Genomic DNA, 18,974 nt, shown 5'->3' on the forward strand with positions numbered 1-18,974 from the left:
GCTGGCAGATGTTTTTCGCAAGGAACAGGAAGGTTGCATATAATGTTCCGGCGTGAATTATAATACTCCCGATTCTTCAATAATCAGTTGTCGTTTTGTCGCATTTACATATGCTTTCGCACCTATCGGGATTGTTGCAAGGTCATTTGTATGGCCTAAAGGCAGCCCGTAAAAGGCCGGTTTTTTCACTAGTTGCGTAAAGTGTTCAAAGATTTCTTCCAAGGTTAAAGAGTTTTCAAAGCCGATATTGTTAAAAGGTATACAATTCACACATTCCCCAAATACAATTCCGACCGCATCGTGGAGCTTTCCGGCATTGTATAAATGGTTCATAAAATGATCAATTTGCCATGGTTCCATGTTCCATTCTTCAATGAATAAAATCTTTCCTTTTGTATCTATTTCGTACTCTGTTCCTAGCGAAGCACTTATTAACGCTAGATTTCCACCGACAATCTCCCCGCGTGCCTCACCAGGAAAAAAAGTATGCAACCATTTTCTCTCGTCGGCCCGCTTTATTTCTCCCAGTGTTTCATTCGTAGTGATCGCTTTTAACATTTGTTCTTTTGTATATTCCGTCAACTCTTCACGATTCAATCGCAAGAGACCAGGGCCATGGAATGTTGTCAGCCCTGTAAACTGATGAATGGCGATATGGAGCGTCGTAATATCACTGTAACCGATTATTATCTTTGGGTTCTTTTTGATTACGTCATAGTCAATTTTATCAACGAGCCTTGCGGTCCCATATCCCCCGCCTGTCACCATAATGGCATCGACTTCATCATCTCTGAACATTTCATTTACATCATGGGCACGTTGTTCATCACTTCCAGCTAAATAGCCCATTTGTTCATAAATATATTTGCCTAGTTTTACGTTATATCCCCATTGTTCTAACTCATAAACGCCTCTTGCCAAAGCGCTTTTATAGTAAAATGGGCTTGCCGGTGCAATAATACCTATCGTATCGCCTTGATGTAAGGCTTTCGGCTTTAATGTCATTTGCGTAAACCTTCTTTCCTATATTTGCTAGGACGCATGTAAGGTGCCATATACACCACTTCAAGACCTGATTTGATACGAAAGGTCTAAGTGGGAGAAAACGGCACCTACATGCCCGATTGGTTCAACTAACATTCAGTAAAAGCCCTACTGAATGAAGTTTCACTTTATGAAATAATGTGTTGATGTTCTTGTTTTATCTCCGCCACTTTTTTTGGATCGCGAAATAGTTCTAATGCACTTGACGATAATGCACGGATTACTTGTGTCATTTTAAGATAGGCGTAGTGAGAGTTTACGTATTTCAAAGCATCTTCTTCATGCACCCTAAGCGGTTGGTCAGCCTCCAGATCAACTTCTACATACAAAGTCGGGCATTTATAACTGACGTTTCCAATGTCTGTTGATCCAGGAGGCGGTGCTTCTTCTTTCGATAATATGTTATGGATTCCCGCTGCTTCGAGATGTTTCTTTGTCAGTTCCATCAAGGAAGGAACATTGATTAAATCGTCGAAGGAGTTCCCGAGCTCTTTGTAGGAAAAAGAGGCGCCAGTCATGAGCGCAGCTCCTTTTCCACAATCAATGATGCGTGATTTTACATGCTTTAAGTATTCCCTGTCTTCAGATCTTACGGTAATAAGACATACTCCTTTATCTGGAATAATGTTTGCTGCAGCGCCACCTTCCGTAATAATTCCATGGATACGAACATCCGGTTTCACATGCTGCCGCAGGGCATTGATTCCCATAAAGGTTAGTTGGACAGCGTCAAGTGCATTAATGCCTTCCTCTGGATAAGATGCGGCATGGGCAGCTTTTCCAGTAAATTCAAATTGAAAGTCGGTCATCGCAAGTGCTGACGAGTCGATGACAGTTTCATCCGCCAAATGTGCTTGAAAAACAACATCGACGTGATCAAAGGCCCCTTTTTTCAACATGTTAATTTTTGCTCCGTAAGTTTCTTCAGCAGGTGTGCCAATAAGGAGAATTTTTCCTTTAAAGTGTTTTTTTAGCTTAGATAAAACGATTGCACAACCACACATTGTCGCGGCAATCCAATTATGTCCGCAAGCATGGCCGTTTCCGCTTGGCGTATTGTATCCCGGTAACGCGTCATATTCCGCTAAAAAGGCAATAGCAGGACCGTCTTCATCCCCGAACTCTGCAATAAAAGCCGTTTGCAATTCGGCATCATCAGGGTATGGGAAATGAACGCTAAATCCAAACGCTTCCATCATATCCGCTACATACTGAGAGGAGATATATTCTTTTCCACTTAATTCGGGGTGATGAAATAAATAATCACTGATTTGTTGAAACTGTTCCCGATAAGTTGCTTCGATTTCATTTATTTGATCTTTTAAAGCATTGACATCCATTTTCAGCCCTCCGTTTTATTTCATTAAAATATTGCTGTCGCTACCATCATTAATATGACTTGTAACACAAGCATGATTCCAAATAAAGGCATGATAAACCTGTACCATCTAACCATGGAAATGCCCATAATCGCACATTCAATCGCTACCCCGGTTGGCCAGAACATGTTGGAAAATCCATCACCAAATTGAAAAGCAATAACGGCAATTTGTCGGTCCATTCCCGCCAAGTCGGTAATGGGGGCCATGATCGGCATGGTTGCCATCGCTTGTGCAGCTCCTCCCGATATAAATAAGTTTATTAGATTTTGAGAAAAAAGCATCCCTAGTGAGGTCAAGTAACTATTTGTGCCTACTAAGAAAAACGACAAATAGTAAATGACAGTATCGAGAATCGCGGCATCTTCCATCGTAATAATGGCTCCCTTTATAAAACCGATCGTCAGAATCCCGAATAAAATTTGTTTCGCGCCATCAATAAAGATGTCCATGATTCTTCCCAAGGAATATCCGCTCAAAAATCCTACAATGAAAAACATGAGTAAAAACAGCGCGGCTAATTCATCAATATACCATCCCAATTTTAACGTAGAATAAATGATCATAGCGAATGTAATGATTAATGCAAGGAGACTTAACTTATGCTTCCATAACAACTTCTCTTTTTTTAGTGTGATTTGATTAATGGCGGCCACTTTTGTTCCATATAAAACTGATTTTGTAGGGTCTTTTTTTACTTTATGCGCATAATACATCACATAAGAGATGACTGCGATTTCAAAGATGATAAAGACGATCAAACGAAACGATAAACCAGAAGAGAGGGGGACATTTGCAATTTCTTGAGCAATTCCGATTGTAAATGGATTTGTAAGCGCGGCGGCAAAGCCTGTCGCAACACCGACAAAGACGATGGCCCCGCCAACGATGGCATCGTAACCAAGGGCGATTGCCACGCCGATAAATACAGGAATGAGTCCGTATACTTCCTCATAAAGTCCAACAGTTGCCCCTAAGATTCCGAACATCACCATTGAAATAGGAATAAATAGGAACGTTTTATTTTTTAATTTATCTACAACATTACCTAATACGACACTGAGTGTTCCATTTACTGTTAATATGTGGACAAACACATAAGCGAAAATTATAAAGAATGTGATTGATGCTGTATCAACGAATCCCAGTTGAATATTTTTAAATAAAGCAAAGACAGATGGAAGGTCTTTTTCTATGGTTTTATAAGTGCCGGCAACGACAGTTACGTCACCATTTTCATTTTTAACCCGATCAAACTCTCCTGATGGAAGTACTAAGGAGAGAATGTAAATAAGAAAGACGATACTTAAAATGACAACATATGGATGAATGTTTTCAAGATTAAAAAACTTCTTCTTAAAGTTACGTGGTTCTTGTTTTTTTGTTTGAACAGTATCCAATATTTTACCCTCTCTTCATCGCTTTGTTCTGTCATTTTGCTTGGTTGTCGTCCAGGGGAGGTGGGCATGACAATTGTGTAATAGATTGTAAAAGTTGACCGACAGAACGATGGCATTGCTGTCAGAAGCAAGTTAACGGATTATATAACTCGCTCTAAAATCCCAATGAAAGACGGAACACACTTTTAGCAATCGCTTTCAAAAAGGATTCAACCACGCTCTTGCTTCCAAGATGATTGCCCTCAGACCTACCGCTATCTATCGACAAAACAAAATACAGACAAAGTTAATATGGATCTTATCATTCTTTTTCTTCTATGAAAAAATCGAATCACAAGATAGTAAATGTATCTTATCCCATCTTTATCTTCCTTCGATATATACAACTTGTATAAAAATACCCAATATAATTATCCGATACGTATAAAGTCCCTATAAAAGCTTACATATCCGGATATTCTATCATCTTATAAAAAATAGGACGAAGCACGACTACGCTTGCACTAATAAAGTTGATAGTATAACTCGATCTAGAATCCGCGGGCGGCTGGTAAGCCTCCCCGTGCTTGTGCGCTTTTGCAGGATCATTGATGCCCTCTTTTCGCGGGAGTCTACGTATATTCCACCGTTAATACAGTGCATTGTGTGTCGCCCATTAGTGTCGATCTTTTGAGGTATGCTCCAGGCTTGTTTTTCCCTCGCATGGAAGGAAGATATTCAACATTGTCCGATTTACGACAACGATGTGTGATCCGGCTTAGCCGAATAGGTGCATAAAGAAAAAGAGGTGCCGGTTTTTCTAAAGAAGACAAAGCTTCAAAGGAGAGAAACGACAACCTCTATCTGATTGATAACTTAATGAGGAATTATCATTTAAAACGAGTTAATCTATACGAGGAAAAACATCAATTCCTCTTATAAGTCAAAAGTGAAAAAATAGTCAATAACTTATAACATGTTTGTGTCAAGGACTCCATTTTTTAAAAAAAGTGATGTGACAAGTTACTGTTGTTCGTCACCAGCAGGTTCTCCAATTTTCATATTGAAGAGAACGATTGTCGTAATAATGGCACTAAAGATAACATAAAATGCCGGCGCGATTTGCATGTTTGTTACTTGGATTAAATAGGTGGATATAAACGGTGCTGTTCCGCCAAAACAAGCCACTGCGACATTGTAACTAAAGGAAAGAGTGCTATGGCGCACTTTTACTGGGAAAATTTCTACTACGGTTGCCACACCCGGTCCAGAATAAAGCGCGATCAACAATGCATAAATAATCATGGCGATAACAATCAAGACTGATTTACCTGTTGCGATCATGAGAAACAGCGGATATATTAAAATGCCTAACGAAATAGAGGAAGCGAGCAATAATGGTTTCCGCCCAACTCGATCAGAAACAAATCCAAAAATCGGAACAAAAATTAAAATGATCATTGGTGCGATAATTTTTGCAATTAAAGATACTTTATCTGGAAGTCCAAGTACACCAGTTAAATAAGTCGGAATAAAGGTTAATAATCCATAATAAGAAACTGTCCAAAAAATGGTAAAGCCAATTCCGGTTAACATTTGTTTTCTGTATTTTGGAAATAATGAAAAAACATTCCCGTTACTTGTATCTTCACTTTTCTTGGCATCCTCGAACTCAGGAGATTCATTTGCTTTTTTGCGAATATATAACCCTGCCACACCAAGAATACCTGAAACGAAAAATGGAATTCTCCATCCCCATTCTTCTAACATAGGTACGGGCATGAATGTCGTTAAGAGTACGAAGAACATTGCGCCACTTAGTGTGCCAACCGTGACACTGACTTCTTGAAAGCTGCCCCAAAAGCCCCGTAAATGTTTATTTGCTGATTCAACGATATAGGATGCGGCCGCTCCATATTCTCCGCCTGCTGAAAACCCTTGTGATAATCGGGCGATCACAAGTAAAATCGGTGCCCAAATCCCGATTATTTCATGGCTCGGTATGATCCCCATTAAAAAAGTTCCGAGCGACATGATGATGATTGTTAACGATAAGGCTTTTCTTCGCCCCACTTTATCTCCATAGCGACCGATAACGAGTGCTCCGATCGGCCGCATCAAAAATCCAACTGCGAAGGTAGCGAATGTTTGCAGAAGACTTGATAAAGAGTCATCTGTCATAAACACATTGGCTGCGATATATGTTGCAAAATAAGCATAAATACTGTAATCAAACCACTCGACGACATTTCCGATACTTCCTGCAAAAACGGATTTACGGATGTTTCTATTGTTATTTACTGCTGTTGAGGCCATCAAAAAACCCCTTTCTTGTAGAAATATGAGCTGTCGCGGATCGTTTTGCTTTTATGTTTGACGTAAAAATGTATATGGATCCGCTATCATTGCAGTATTTATGATGATACATGGCGTCGATATGGATAATTGTCGACTAATTTGCCATTTTTCATGACCATTTTATCCGATTTTAAGAGGTGTAAGTTTTCTAATGGGTTGTTAGGTAATATGAGTAAGTCAGCTTTTTTTCCTTCGGCAAGCACACCTCTATCAGGTAAATCCAAACATTCCGCAGCTACCCGGGTCGATGCGTGGATGACTTGCATAGGTGTCATGCCGACATCATGCATAAACAATAGTTCATCGAAATAGGCGTCTGCACCCGTGACAGATGAACCGGCATCTGTTCCAGTAACGATATTGACACCGATTTCAATTGCTCTTTCAAGCATTTGGCGATGGGGTTCTAACACTTTTTCCGATTTCATACGAACCCACGCCGGCACACGTTCATCAAACGCCAGTCGTTTGTAAACTTCGAGTGTGGGAATCAAATAAGTTCCCTGTTCCTTCATCTGTTGCAATGCTTCTTCATTGGCATATATACCATGTTCAATCGTGTCAATTCCCGCTTCTAAACAAGTAAGAATTCCTTCCAATCCGCCAGTATGGGCCGCCACTTTTTTATTGCGCTTATGTGCCTCTTCGACAACAGCTTGTAATTCTTCTTTCGTTAACTGCGAGGAACCGGGCTCTTCTCCGTAGGTCGTCATTCCACCGGTAGCCATTACTTTGATAAAATCGGCCCCTTCTTTAAACAGTTGTCTCGTTGCTTTTCTAGCTTCATCTGCTCCATCGATTTCCCGGCAAATATGGTATACATGCCCGCCAGTCATTGAGATGGCTTCTCCACAAGTAATAACGGTTGGACCCATCAACAATCCGGATTCAATGGCGTTGCGCAGTTCAATGATCGTACGATGTATCGAACCGACATCCCGAACGGATGTGATGCCTAATGACAACGTTCTCAACGCGTTACGATATGATTTTAACGCAATAAAACTATCATCTTTATGGTGCATGACAAATTCATCGTCTGCACTCCCATCCCACATTAAATGGACATGGGCATCAATAAGTCCGGGGATAACGTATTGATTTGAACAGTCTATCACGTGATCTTCCAGCCCGATGGAAGGAGGTTCGTTGCTCATTTGTATAATCATATCCCCCTCGATGACAATGTTCATATGAGGTGTCACATCATTCGTTTTCCCATCAATGACATGACAATTTTTTAAAATCGTTTTCACAAAGATCCTCCTTTAGTCATTACGGCCCGAGCAAAACATAGAGTACTAGTTTGCTATCTGAAATTTACTTTATATTTCCAAATGTTTGTGTTGACATAGTGAGTGTTTATATCAATTGGGTTGGAATCGGTATCCGATGAAATACGAGTGATTTTTAATATGGGCTCACCTATTTTTATATCCAAGTGTTTGCCAACTTCTTCATCCGTTATAAAAGGTTCTACTTCTTCTTCCACTTCTTTAATTTCAATATCCATTTTCTCTTTTAACATTTCCCCGAGGACGACAAAATCATCGTTTTCTTCAAACACTTTGATCGGGATATTCGGATCAGGGTAGTGATGAATATAAATAATCGGCTTCTGATCGATGTAGATCACCCTGTTGACCTGTGTAAGAAGCCGTGACGCTTCTACGTGATAAAGTTGGGCGATTTCTGCATTCGTCACTTGATCGATGGAAAGAACTTTCGCTGATAAATGTCCTTCTTGTTCTAGATAGTTTAGTTTAAATCCGGTCATTCTAGTCCAAGCTTCAGAGACTGTACGACTAGCGACAAAAGATCCTTTTCCTTGAAAACGATAAATATACCCATCGCTTTCTAACTTCGCCAACGCTTGCCGGACAGGAGAACGACTCGCATTGTACAGTTTGTCCAATTCAGATTCAGAAGGCAATTGTTCACCAACTTTATAAGTTCCACTTAAAATCTTACTCACCAAATCATCGTAAATTTGTTGATGAAGCGCTTTTTTTATTCGCAAGTTTCTTCCTCCTTTCTTGTCATCAGTAGTATAGAAGAAAACGGTAACATAATGCGTGCTGCTTCTTCTCTCATTTGCTGTTTACATAAAGTTATTGCAACTTATTATAACAAGTTAAAGTTATTATAATAAGTTGGAGAAGCAAAGTAAAGAAGTTTTTTATGGGAAATTTTGGATTTAGTGTTAAGGGTTACGTGTTTGTGGGAGGAAATCAAGCTCAAGAATCCTTTAATAGTAATAGGAGACCTAGGGAGATGACAACATTAAGGAGGAAATACCAAAGGTTAGGAGGAAGTTGTGAAAGAAAACCCGTTTCCGGTGCTCAGATATTGTGGCAAACAAAACAAGGTGACTTTGACAAAGACTAGAAGGTTTTCACCAGAAGGTCCTTCTTGGCTTGATCTCCATTGAAAAACATATGAATGTGTGATATTGATTGTTAAAACCTCCATTTTATTTAAAGAGATGAGTCAGAAAGCAACGAAATTGGCTATTTTAATAGTTTCAGCTTTGAAAATACTATTGTAGGAAGCCTTTCAAAGGCTATGTGCTTGAACCGTGACGGCAATACTAAAAAGCGCAATAAAAGTGATGTTAATAGAACACTGTCTAATTTTCCGAAATGGAGGAATCCTCTTATTTATAGAGAGCCAACGGCGTTCGATAGATAGCGACTGCGTCATCCAGTCCATTCAAATAATTCTAGAGGTGCTAGTCTTTCTACTGAAGACAAAGCTTTAAGAAGAGAAACGAAAACTTCTATATTGAAACAGAATACTTTGAAATTGCACTTGTAAAAAAACCAGGTAATCACAATATACGGGGAGGTCGTCATAATGAAAAAGTACGTAATTGTCATTTTTTGTTTGATTACGTTTATTTTGGGGAGTGTTTTTGCTGTTAAATGGTACGAACGGCACCAAACGAATAAAATCGTGATGAAATACTTACAAGAAAAAAAGTATGACGAAAATATCAAAACCAAAGAAATCAAGTATGATTGGAAGCAAGGGGGGTTTTACATAAAAGTGATTTATAAAGATGAGCCGGACTACAGGTATGAGTATTATCCTCGACGTAGTGAGAAGCATGGTGTTTTTATAATGGGATTTGATGAACAAAATGTTAGTCTTAGAATTAGTAATAAAGGTAAGTATATGGATTATGATGATTCGTGAATTGTTGCATACGATCGTAGACACGACACTGTATGTAGCGACTTTCCCCTTCATGTCAAGCTTTCCAAGAGTAAAGGCTAAATATTCCAATATTTCCACGCTGATTATTCAGTTTATTTAAAAACATCATTCATTTTAGAATTGAACAACCACCCGCTTTCATAATGATCAATAAATGATCAATTAAATGGAGGAGAATTAAATGAGAAGCCGCTTGCTCGTCATGTTCTTGTTGGGGTTGTTTGTCCTATCCACTCCAATCCACGCATTTGCCCAATCAGAAGGTTTGCAAGAACAAAAATGGGGCAGCAAAGAAAATGATTTTTCGAAAATGGGGAAGATCGGCAATAGAAATAATGAAACACCAGGGGAATGGTTTTTGGGAGACACGCCGCCTAATCCACAACCAGATGCTCCGGTTTTGTTGTTTGTTCCTGGTTTAAACAACGTTGCTCAAATTTTTCTAGAGAAAAATGGTTTGTATCAAGCGGCATATCAGGCAGGTTATGAAACGGCCTTCATCCAATTGTATGATGCAGGTGGAACCTCAGCAGATATGTGGAAGAATGGAAAGTTACTTGCTGAAAAAATAAAAGAAATATCGGAGTATTTTAATGGTAAGCCGATTACCATTATCGCTTATAGTAAAGGAGGAGTTGATACACAAGCAGCGGTGACGTATTATGGTGCATGGCCATATGTGCACAATGTGATTACATTGTCCAGCCCCCATCATGGGTCTGAATTGGCGGATTTGGCAAATAGTAAGTGGGCTGGGTGGTTAGCAGATTTATTAGGTGTACGAGGCGAAGGAATGGCAGCAGTAGAAACAGGTTATATGGAATATTTCCGCTCAATGACAGATGACAAACCGTATGCGTATGTAAATGATTTTTATACTGTTGGCGGAAGAGATTGGGGAAAAATATTTTCTCCGACGTGGTTTGGTGGTGTATACTTATCTGAATTTGGCGAAAATGATGGGGTAGTTACAGTAGCGAGCTCACGTTTGCCAAAAGGACAAGAAATAGAAATTGGTAATTGGAATCACATCTCCATCCGTAGCAGCATTATTTTCCCCGTCATTGAACATTATCTTTCAGCCCCTGGGAAGAAAAATAATAAACAAAAATCAAGCTTAATGTACCTGACAGTTCCTAACGGTGACCGATTTATACACGGTAATAAAATAACTAAGAATAAGAAGACCAAACAGGTTTTTCCAATTGAGACGCATGTAGATAAGGCAACATTACAACTATACACTGGACATCAACTAGCTGAAGTGCACCTTGTTGATCCCAAGGGAAATGTTCATGCTGTCACACAAAATGTGACCATGGAAGACACAGGTATTTTTGATGGTGCAAAAGCCTACTCTGTTGAAGTGGAGAACCCTTTACCAGGAGAATGGTCGATTCAAATGAAGAGCTCACAAGAAAATGCTTATTTGCTTCATGCTCAGTTTAACAAAGCAAAGACCAAGAACATTATTTCACATGTCAACCATGACAAAAATGTCGTTAAAGAATATCAATTAAAAGTGGATAAATCTGCTGTAAAAGAAACTAGTTTGGAAGCGGTATATACAGTAATTGATTCGAAAAACAGGACCAACGTATGGACATGGAAAACGAAGGGAACTTTAAATTTATCAAAAGATCTCTCTCATTTGCAAAAGAATCGCAACTATAATATCACGGTTGATATTACTGGAGAGACGAATTCGGGATCGCCATTCAAACGGACAATTATCGATTCCGTGTACTTGTCTAATTAAAGGGAGCATATCCAATCTCGTCCATGATCAGGACGGTAGGACTCGCATGTTGACGCAGAAATTTTTTGATCTAATCTGAAAAAGAGTTAAGAAGAAAATTCTAATAATTGGCATATTTATTGTTGTGTTAGTAGTGATTGCTGTTGCTGAAGCTTTTATTTCACTAGCGTTGCCGTACCTTTCTTTAAAATGATACTGATTGACTATCGCGGACATGGTGGTTATGGAAAATATTTCCCGCAATATAATAACTGAAGATATTTCGGCTTTTTTAGATGCTCTTTCTCTTAATCGTGTAAACCTTGTGGGAGTATTTCGAGGGACAGATTGCTACCTTTGTTGGCCATAAAGAGACCTGACATAATAAAGAATTCAGTTATCGCAGATAGCTTCAGTGCCCCCTCATTGAGCTCTAAATTTGTATAAATATCAAACGCTTTGTTTTCATTACTTCTTTACAACGATTATCAATCTTATGATGAAAGTTTATAAGCCATATCCATTATGAGTATTATCCTCGGCGTAGTGAGAAGCATGGTGTTTTTTATAATGAGATTTGATGAACAAGGTGTTGATCTCAGCATTAATAATAAAGGTAAGTATATGGATGATGATTCATAAATCTTAGATGAATGAAAAAACATGATTTCAAGTTTAGGTATTTGTGTCAAAGGTGACAACTGGTCACCTTTGTGATTCCAATGACACAATCGCGGGGTAATGATAAAAATACTTGTGCAAATATATACGCTTTACGCGCTTTTGGTGAAACGGGGAAGGTAAGCTCAATAAGTATATTCGCTCTTGTCTCATTAGCGTTCTTTTGGATCGAGTGCATCCCGAAGTCCGTCTCCCACGAAGTTAAAGCATAAGACTGTAATGAATATCATGAACCCGGGAAAAGCGGGATACCAGGGAGCTTTCATAAGGACGGTGACATTTTGGGCATCCTGCAGCATATTCCCCCAACTTGGTGTTGGCGGCTGGACACCCAGTCCAAAATAGCTTAAGGCGGCCTCAGTCAAAATGACCGTGCCAATCAGTAAAGTAGCCGTTACGATAATCGGGCTCATGGCATTTGGCAACATATGGCTGAAAATTATTTTATACGACCTTGTCCCGATCGTTCTTGACGCTAGTACAAACTCTTTTGTCCGCAACGCTAAAAATTCCCCCCGGACAATTCTTGCAGTGCTTGTCCATGATATCAGGGCTAAGATGAAAATAAGTTTGTTCATGCCGGGCTCAAAAATCGTGACAATTGTGATTAAAAGAAAAATAGAAGGAATGGAGAGCACAATATCTACTAATCTCATTAAAACAGCGTCGAGGAATCCGCCATAATAACCTGCAAGCGCTCCAATTGTCGTGCCGATGACAAGGGTGCCTGCAACTGAGCTGAACGCTATAAGCAAGGAAATTCGGCCTCCATATAGTAAACGCGCTAAAATGTCACGCCCAAACCTGTCTGTGCCAAGCCAGTGTGCGGCACTGGGCGCCGCGAGTTTATTCGCTACATCTGTTTCAGCCGGGTGATAGGGGGATATCCACGGGGCGAGTATTGTTAAGAAGATAATGATCAGTAATACAATAGCACCAAAAACAGCTAGTTTATTTTTCTTGAATTTATGAAAATATAGCTTCATAAGCGTTTCAGGCTTCTCTTGTATTGATTGAATATCGTTTATCATTGATTCACAGTCAGGATGTGCCATCCTAATCCCCCTTTCTCCTTTAATACTCGATCCTCGGATCAATGACAGCATATAGTATATCCGCCAATAAATTTCCGAAAACGACAAAAATGGATGAGAGAAATGTAAGAGCCATGAGAACTGGATAGTCACGGCTAAATGCGGATTCAATAAAGAGTCTGCCAATACCCGGCCAGCTGAAAACCGCTTCTGTAATGGCTGCTCCCCCAATAAGTGATGGAAGCATCAGGCCGAAGAGGGTAATAATGGGAATCATTCCATTTCTTAATCCGTGCTTTAACACGACTGTCCTCTCATCAAATCCTTTTGATCTGGCGGTTCTGATATAATCTTGTTGTAACACCTCCAACATGCTGGCACGAGTGTATCTCGTCAGAGCCGCCATATCGGCAACAGCAAGTACTAATGCCGGCATGATCAGATGGTGGAGCCTGTCCCATATGCTGAAAGGAGCATTCAATGTTGCTGTGCCACCGGTCGGAAACCACCCAAGCTGTACTCCGAACAAAATAATCATCATCAGGCCCAGCCAAAAATTGGGGGTAGCCATTCCCAAAAATGAGCCGGCTGTCACTGTATAATCGAGTTTCGTATAGGGCCTTATGGCCGATAATATGCCAAGCGGCATCGCAAGGAGGAAAGTGATAAGTAAGGATACGCCCATTAGTAAAAGGGTATTGGGCAAGCGATTCATGATCATTTCACTAACCGGGACACCTCTTCTGATCAAAGAAGTTCCAAAATCGCCTTTCAGGATGTTTCCCAGCCATTTTCCATATTGGACGTGGATTGGTTCGTTCAACCCGTATGCTTCTTCAAGCTTTACGATATCCTCATGTTTGATCCTCGGATCCATATACAGACTTGCGGGGCCGCCCGGAGCTGCTTTCATAATGGCGAATGAAATCATTGTGATGCCGATCAGCAGCGGGATGGCCATCAAAATCCGGCGAATAATGAAAGAAATCATTCGTATGCTCCTTCCGCTGAATCAGAATGCCCGACCCGCTCTATCATAGGTTGGATGAAAATAGAGTGGCCCCCATCCCTTTTCTATAAACTTATTTGCTCAGCCACCATTTATGGGGTTTATATATCTTGTGTAGGGGATGGAACTCATACCCTTCAAGTTCTGCAGGCATTGCCCGATATTCTGTTGGATAGAAAAGCAACGTATAAGGCAAATCTTCAGCAAGTTTTACTTGAATGTTTCCAAGCAATTTTTTGCGCTTTTCGCGATCTCTTTCTTTCAACTGTTGTTCCAGCAATTTATCAAGTCCCGGATTGGAATAGCCAATAAAGTTGAGTCCTTTTTCAATTTCCTTTGAATGAAAGAAAATGCTTGGGTCCGGGTCTGTCCCAAGTAACCAGGCGAAAATGACCGCATCAAAATTCCAAACACCTGGTTTAACGTCGTTGGTAAAAGAACTGTACTCTACAAAAACGGGCTTTACTTCGATCCCTACTTTTTTCAATTGTTCATGTAAAAGAACAACAACATCTTCTCTTACTTGGCTGCCAAGGTTTGTTTTTAGTTCAAAGGAAAATCTTTTACCGCCCTTTTTAAGAATGCCGTCTTTTCCCGGCTTCCAACCCGCATCGGCAAGGATGCGCTTTGCTTTGCTGGGGTCGTACGTAAACTTTGGCACATCATCATGATAAGCCCAGCTTAAAGGACTTTCTGGAACATGGGCGACTTCGCCGTGACCTTCCAAAATTTCATTTACAATCGCTTCCCGGTCAATTGCGTGGTTGATTGCCTGGCGCACCTCTTTGTCTTTGAATAATTCATTTCTCATATTCCCGGCAAAAAAGGTGTAGGAAGGGGCCAATCCTTCTTTCAGTTTAATTCCGATCTTATCTTGGAATGACTTTACTGTTTCAATATCCGAAGCCGGGATGCCGGCATAAAAATCAATGTCGCGGTTTTGTAACTGGGTGAGCAAGGCATTGGTGTCAGTTGCAAATTTCATCGTAATCGTGTCCAAATGAGGCCTGCCTTGATAATAATCTTCAAAAGCTTCGACTTTTACAAACTCCCCATCTTTCCATTCAACAAATTTAAAAGGCCCTGAACCGATCGGTTTTTTTGTGTTGAATTCGTGTTCAGCCAGTTCGCGAATGGGAACATCTTTTAAAATGTGTTCCGGCAAGATCCCAAAACTCAAGCCAATCGAATGAAACTGGGCATCCACTTTGTTCAAGTGGAATTTGATCGTTCTGTCGTCAATTTTCTTTACACTTTCCAATGCTTCAAAGTAGGATTTTCTGGGCCCGTCGTAATCATCGCTCAGGGGAATGCGGTAGGTAAAGACAACATCATCTGCAGTAAGAGGCTCGCCGTCATGAAACTTGATGCCATCTTTTAATTTAACTGTGTAAGTCAGTCCATCTTCGGATTCTTCAACACTGGCTGCCAGCTTTTCGGTGTTAGGGCCGAAGTCTTTCTTGTTTGAACCAACAAGACCTTCAAAAAGGAAGTCTTGAATATCTGTACTAACGCCATCAGAAGAATAGAGCGGATTAAAAAGGATAGGTGAACCAATTGATCCAATAATCAAGTCTCCGCCATCCTCAGGCTTTTTCTGTTCTGTTAGTGCTTCGTCCCCCTGAGGCGCGCGATCGTCGGTTGTCGTTTTTTTTTCCATGCATCCACTAAGAAACAGCGATAGAAAAAGCATGATGCCTAACAATAACCATGCAGGTTTTTTCATGAAAAATCCTCCTAACTGTCTGTATAAAAAACCCCCATGTGTTTGATGGTTTGTATCATTTTCAAGTCATTTTGCAGTTTTTATATAAATGACATGTGACAAAATGCTCTTTCCTTATCTCATAAAAGTGAGGCTCCGTATGCTGGCAAATATCCATTGCTGCCGGACAGCGGGTATGAAATACGCATCCCGCCGGGGGATTTGCCGGACTGGGCAAGTCTCCTCTTAATACAATTCTTTCACGGGGTTTTGCCCCTTTTTTTCGTAGAACCGGTACTGTTGACAGCAAAGCTTTTGTATATGGGTGAAGCGGGTTTTCATACAAGGATTTTTTATGGGCAAATTCCATTATTCTTCCAAGATACATCACAGCGACACGGTTGCTGATGTAACGTACGATGCTTAAATCATGTGAAATGAAAATATATGTAAGACCAAACTCCGCTTGCAATTCTGTCATTAAATTAAGAATTTGTGCCTGGATGGAAACGTCAAGTGCCGACACGGCTTCATCCGCAATAATCAGTTCGGGATGAAGAGCCAATGCCCTGGCGATGGCTACCCGTTGGCGTTGGCCTCCAGAAAGTTCATGTGGATATCGATTCATGTACGCCGGGCTTAGGCCTACTTTCAAGAGTAGTTCCGCCATTTTTTGTGTGCGCGTGTTGCGGTCGTATAGGCCATGGGTTGCAAAAGGTTCGTTTAAAATCGATTTTAGTGTTTTTCTTGGATTCAAAGAAGCGTATGGGTCCTGAAAAATCATTTGGATGTTTTTTCTGACGGAGCGGAACAGTTCCCGTTCCGGCAAATGCGATATATCTTGTCCCTTAAAAAAAATCTTTCCTTCCGTAGGTTCGTATAAGCGAACAAATATCCTGCCGGCTGTTGACTTGCCAGAACCCGACTCTCCGACAATACCGAGTGTTTCTCCTTTTTTGACATACAGATTGATACCGTCCACAGCTTTTATTCGCCCTACAGTCCTTCGGAAAATACCAGCTTTGACAGGGAAATATTTCTTAAGATTTACGGCTTTCAACATATACTCGTTTGACTTATTAACCGGTATTTTCGACATTTCTTTCCCCCTTGACATCATATAAAAAACAGCGCACAGATCGGGCGGTGCCAATTTTTTTCAAATCGGGGGACTCTGTAAGGCAACGGTCAAATGCGTGAGGGCAACGCCCGGCAAAACGGCAGCCTTTTGGAAGGTGTTCTGGTAAAGGAACGTTACCCGGAATCGGAATCAGTTTCCCGTTGTCATCATCCATGACAGGAATCGAATTAAGCAGTCCAATTGTGTATGGATGAAGCGGTTCATGAAACAGACTATCTACTGGAGATTCTTCAACAATTTGTCCACAATACATGATCAGCACTTTGTCTGCTGCTTCGGAAACAACCCCAAAATCATGGGTAATGAGGAGAATCGCTGTTTGACATTTTTTATTTAGGTCCTTCATCATATCTAAAATTTGCGCTTGTATCGTTACATCCAATGTAGCGGTGGGTTCGTCTGCTATCAGAAGCTTTGGGTCGCAACTCATTGCCATGGCGATCATAACCCGTTGTCTCATTCCCCCTGATAGGCTGTGGGGATATTCATCTACCATTTCCCTCGCCCGCGGGAATCCAACCATTTTTAGAAGTTCAACGGCTTTGCGGGAAGCTTCTTTTTTCGATAGTTTTTTATGATACATTAAGACATCGATTATTTGCTCTCCTATTGTTAAAACAGGATTTAAAGAGGTCATCGGTTCCTGAAAAATCATTGAAATCTCGTTTCCTCTTATGTGATACATCTCCTTTTCCGGTAGGGGGAGCAAATCAACGTCATTAAATATCATTTGGCCCTCCACTATCTTGCCCGGCGGATTTGGAATGAGTTTCATAATGGATAAGGCTGTGATGCTCTTTCCTGATCCCGATTCTCCGACCAGGGCAACCGTCTCTCCCTTTTTAATGAATAAGTCGACTCCGTCAACTGCTCGAATGCACTTTTTATCAACAAAGAAATACGTCTTTAAATTTTTTACTTCGAGCAATGCGGTCAATCCTACCACCATCCTTGTTCAGGCTTATCATGATGCTTGTTTAAGGTAATGATAAAGGGAACTCGATTGTGTCATTATAGGAAAATTTTGAACAAAAATAACAAGTAACTGTCTCAATAATTCATTTCCGAATATATCATAATTCAGTATTTTATTCATGAGTGTAAAGGGCTATTCATAGGACCGGGAAGCATGCATGATTGAATAAATAGGAACAGGTTTTCCCTCTAATTGTTTATGTTTTCAGCTTTTCGTGATCCGACTGTTCATGAACGGTGGAATTGTCTGGTTTAATAGATCAAAAGACCTGCATCTAATAGCTTGCCATTCAGCTACGGTTTATAAGACCATACTAGTACAAAATGTATCCCAGTACAATCAGTTTTTGACGAAAATTGTCAAATTATGTCGTTAAAAGTAATAGTAACCGTTTTCTTACGTGTTTACTTGTACCATCACGTTGCCTGGAGTTACAAATGAGTTTTTCCTTCGTATTTGCCCGAGATTAGGCGTCATTAAAAAGTCTGTACGTCGGCTGATTCATCTGCCCTGTTTTTTAAATAAGTATCGACATTGCTGAATGATCAAGCCGGTTTTTGATCATTTTTTGAAACTTAAGTCATGTGTTATAATGAAAATTTTAAAAAAGTTGGTAAGGGGTAGAGGAAAATGGAATGGAAATTGAAAACGTTCGATGAATTGACAGTGGATGAACTGTATTCAATACTGCAGGCAAGGGTAGATGTTTTTGTTGTAGAGCAGGAATGTGCTTACCGTGAACTTGATGGTCATGACCGGGTCGCTTTTCATCTGTATGCTGTCGATGCTGAAAAATTGGCCGGGTATGCACGGATTTTGCCTCCGGGAAGTGCTTATCCGGAACTGTCGATAGGAAGGGTGCTCATTCGAAAAGAGTATAGAAGAAAGGGGTTGGCGAAAGAGTTAATGAAAAGGGCTCTGCGGTTTATTCGAGAGCAGACAAAGGTAGACTGCGTAAAAGTTCAAGCCCAAGAGTATTTATTATCCTTTTATGGCTCATTTGGTTTTCAACCTGTTTCGGAAGTCTACATGGATGAAGGGATACCGCACGTAGATATGATCTTGCAATTCGATGATTAAAGGCCCGCGCGATAGTCTAAATGGTGTTTCTCGAAATGTATACTCAGACGGGCAGGACGGTTTTTGGACCGCTGTCGCCATCGGACCAGAAGGGCTTTGATTAAGAGGAAAAACTGGGCACAATAAATGCTCCTGTGACGTACGACATTTACTAAATAAGATTCAGACAGTTCCTGCGATGAGCCGGTCAGCATCGACTTGGTTAAATGTATCCAGTCAAGTTCCATGAAC

Annotated in this window: 14 protein-coding genes; 3 read left to right on the top strand and 11 right to left on the bottom strand. The window is 40.5% G+C overall.

Annotated elements, in window-relative coordinates; all coding sequences use genetic code 11:
- Nucleotides 1–57 precede the first annotated feature (57 nt).
- From MHB50_RS02940 to MHB50_RS02965, 6 genes are all read right to left on the bottom strand, one after another.
- Nucleotides 58–1,005 (bottom strand): LD-carboxypeptidase, encoded by a 948-nt coding sequence (locus tag MHB50_RS02940; RefSeq protein ID WP_077111052.1) that lies wholly within the window; start codon nucleotides 1,003–1,005, stop codon nucleotides 58–60.
- Between the two features lie 167 nt (nucleotides 1,006–1,172).
- Entirely contained in the window at nucleotides 1,173–2,384 is a 1,212-nt protein-coding gene (locus MHB50_RS02945) for a M20 family metallopeptidase (RefSeq protein WP_077111054.1), read from the bottom strand.
- Nucleotides 2,385–2,407: 23 nt separating this feature from the next.
- Nucleotides 2,408–3,823, bottom strand: coding sequence for a hypothetical protein (locus MHB50_RS02950; protein WP_340084831.1), 1,416 nt, complete (start codon nucleotides 3,821–3,823; stop codon nucleotides 2,408–2,410).
- A 1,002-nt stretch (nucleotides 3,824–4,825) separates the two neighbouring features.
- Nucleotides 4,826–6,118, bottom strand: coding sequence for an MFS transporter (locus tag MHB50_RS02955; protein WP_340084832.1), 1,293 nt, complete (start codon nucleotides 6,116–6,118; stop codon nucleotides 4,826–4,828).
- 98 nt (nucleotides 6,119–6,216) lie between these two features.
- A complete protein-coding gene (locus MHB50_RS02960; RefSeq protein ID WP_339161884.1) occupies nucleotides 6,217–7,416 on the bottom strand; it encodes an amidohydrolase family protein in 1,200 nt (399 codons plus the stop codon).
- A gap of 53 nt (nucleotides 7,417–7,469) precedes the next feature.
- Nucleotides 7,470–8,180 (bottom strand): GntR family transcriptional regulator, encoded by a 711-nt coding sequence (locus MHB50_RS02965; RefSeq protein ID WP_339161887.1) that lies wholly within the window; start codon nucleotides 8,178–8,180, stop codon nucleotides 7,470–7,472.
- An 836-nt stretch (nucleotides 8,181–9,016) separates the two neighbouring features.
- Between MHB50_RS02965 and MHB50_RS02970 the strand changes: the two genes are divergently transcribed.
- Nucleotides 9,017–9,358, top strand: coding sequence for a DUF3139 domain-containing protein (locus MHB50_RS02970; protein ID WP_339161891.1), 342 nt, complete (start codon nucleotides 9,017–9,019; stop codon nucleotides 9,356–9,358).
- 202 nt (nucleotides 9,359–9,560) lie between these two features.
- Nucleotides 9,561–11,138, top strand: a complete 1,578-nt coding sequence (locus MHB50_RS02975; protein WP_339161894.1) for a hypothetical protein — start codon at nucleotides 9,561–9,563, stop codon at nucleotides 11,136–11,138.
- A gap of 812 nt (nucleotides 11,139–11,950) precedes the next feature.
- Here the strand turns inward: MHB50_RS02975 and opp4C are convergent.
- The 5 genes from opp4C to MHB50_RS03000 form a co-directional block, all read right to left on the bottom strand.
- Nucleotides 11,951–12,853, bottom strand: a complete 903-nt coding sequence (gene opp4C / locus MHB50_RS02980; RefSeq protein WP_339161896.1) for an oligopeptide ABC transporter permease — start codon at nucleotides 12,851–12,853, stop codon at nucleotides 11,951–11,953.
- 19 nt (nucleotides 12,854–12,872) lie between these two features.
- The gene (locus tag MHB50_RS02985) at nucleotides 12,873–13,823 is read right to left on the bottom strand and encodes an ABC transporter permease (protein ID WP_339161898.1); all 951 of its coding nucleotides are present in this window, start codon (nucleotides 13,821–13,823) and stop codon (nucleotides 12,873–12,875) included.
- A 91-nt stretch (nucleotides 13,824–13,914) separates the two neighbouring features.
- Nucleotides 13,915–15,567, bottom strand: a complete 1,653-nt coding sequence (locus MHB50_RS02990; protein WP_339161900.1) for a peptide-binding protein — start codon at nucleotides 15,565–15,567, stop codon at nucleotides 13,915–13,917.
- 61 nt (nucleotides 15,568–15,628) lie between these two features.
- The gene (locus MHB50_RS02995; protein WP_339161903.1) at nucleotides 15,629–16,645 is read right to left on the bottom strand and encodes a dipeptide ABC transporter ATP-binding protein; all 1,017 of its coding nucleotides are present in this window, start codon (nucleotides 16,643–16,645) and stop codon (nucleotides 15,629–15,631) included.
- Nucleotides 16,626–17,624 (bottom strand): ABC transporter ATP-binding protein, encoded by a 999-nt coding sequence (locus tag MHB50_RS03000; RefSeq protein ID WP_339161905.1) that lies wholly within the window; start codon nucleotides 17,622–17,624, stop codon nucleotides 16,626–16,628. Before MHB50_RS03000 ends, MHB50_RS02995 begins: the two co-directional genes overlap by 20 nt.
- A gap of 669 nt (nucleotides 17,625–18,293) precedes the next feature.
- Between MHB50_RS03000 and MHB50_RS03005 the strand changes: the two genes are divergently transcribed.
- The gene (locus tag MHB50_RS03005) at nucleotides 18,294–18,743 is read left to right on the top strand and encodes a GNAT family N-acetyltransferase (protein ID WP_339161907.1); all 450 of its coding nucleotides are present in this window, start codon (nucleotides 18,294–18,296) and stop codon (nucleotides 18,741–18,743) included.
- Nucleotides 18,744–18,974 lie beyond the last annotated feature (231 nt).

It is taken from the genome of Siminovitchia sp. FSL H7-0308, from assembly GCF_037980985.1.
GTDB classification, from domain to species: domain Bacteria; phylum Bacillota; class Bacilli; order Bacillales; family Bacillaceae_C; genus Siminovitchia; species Siminovitchia thermophila.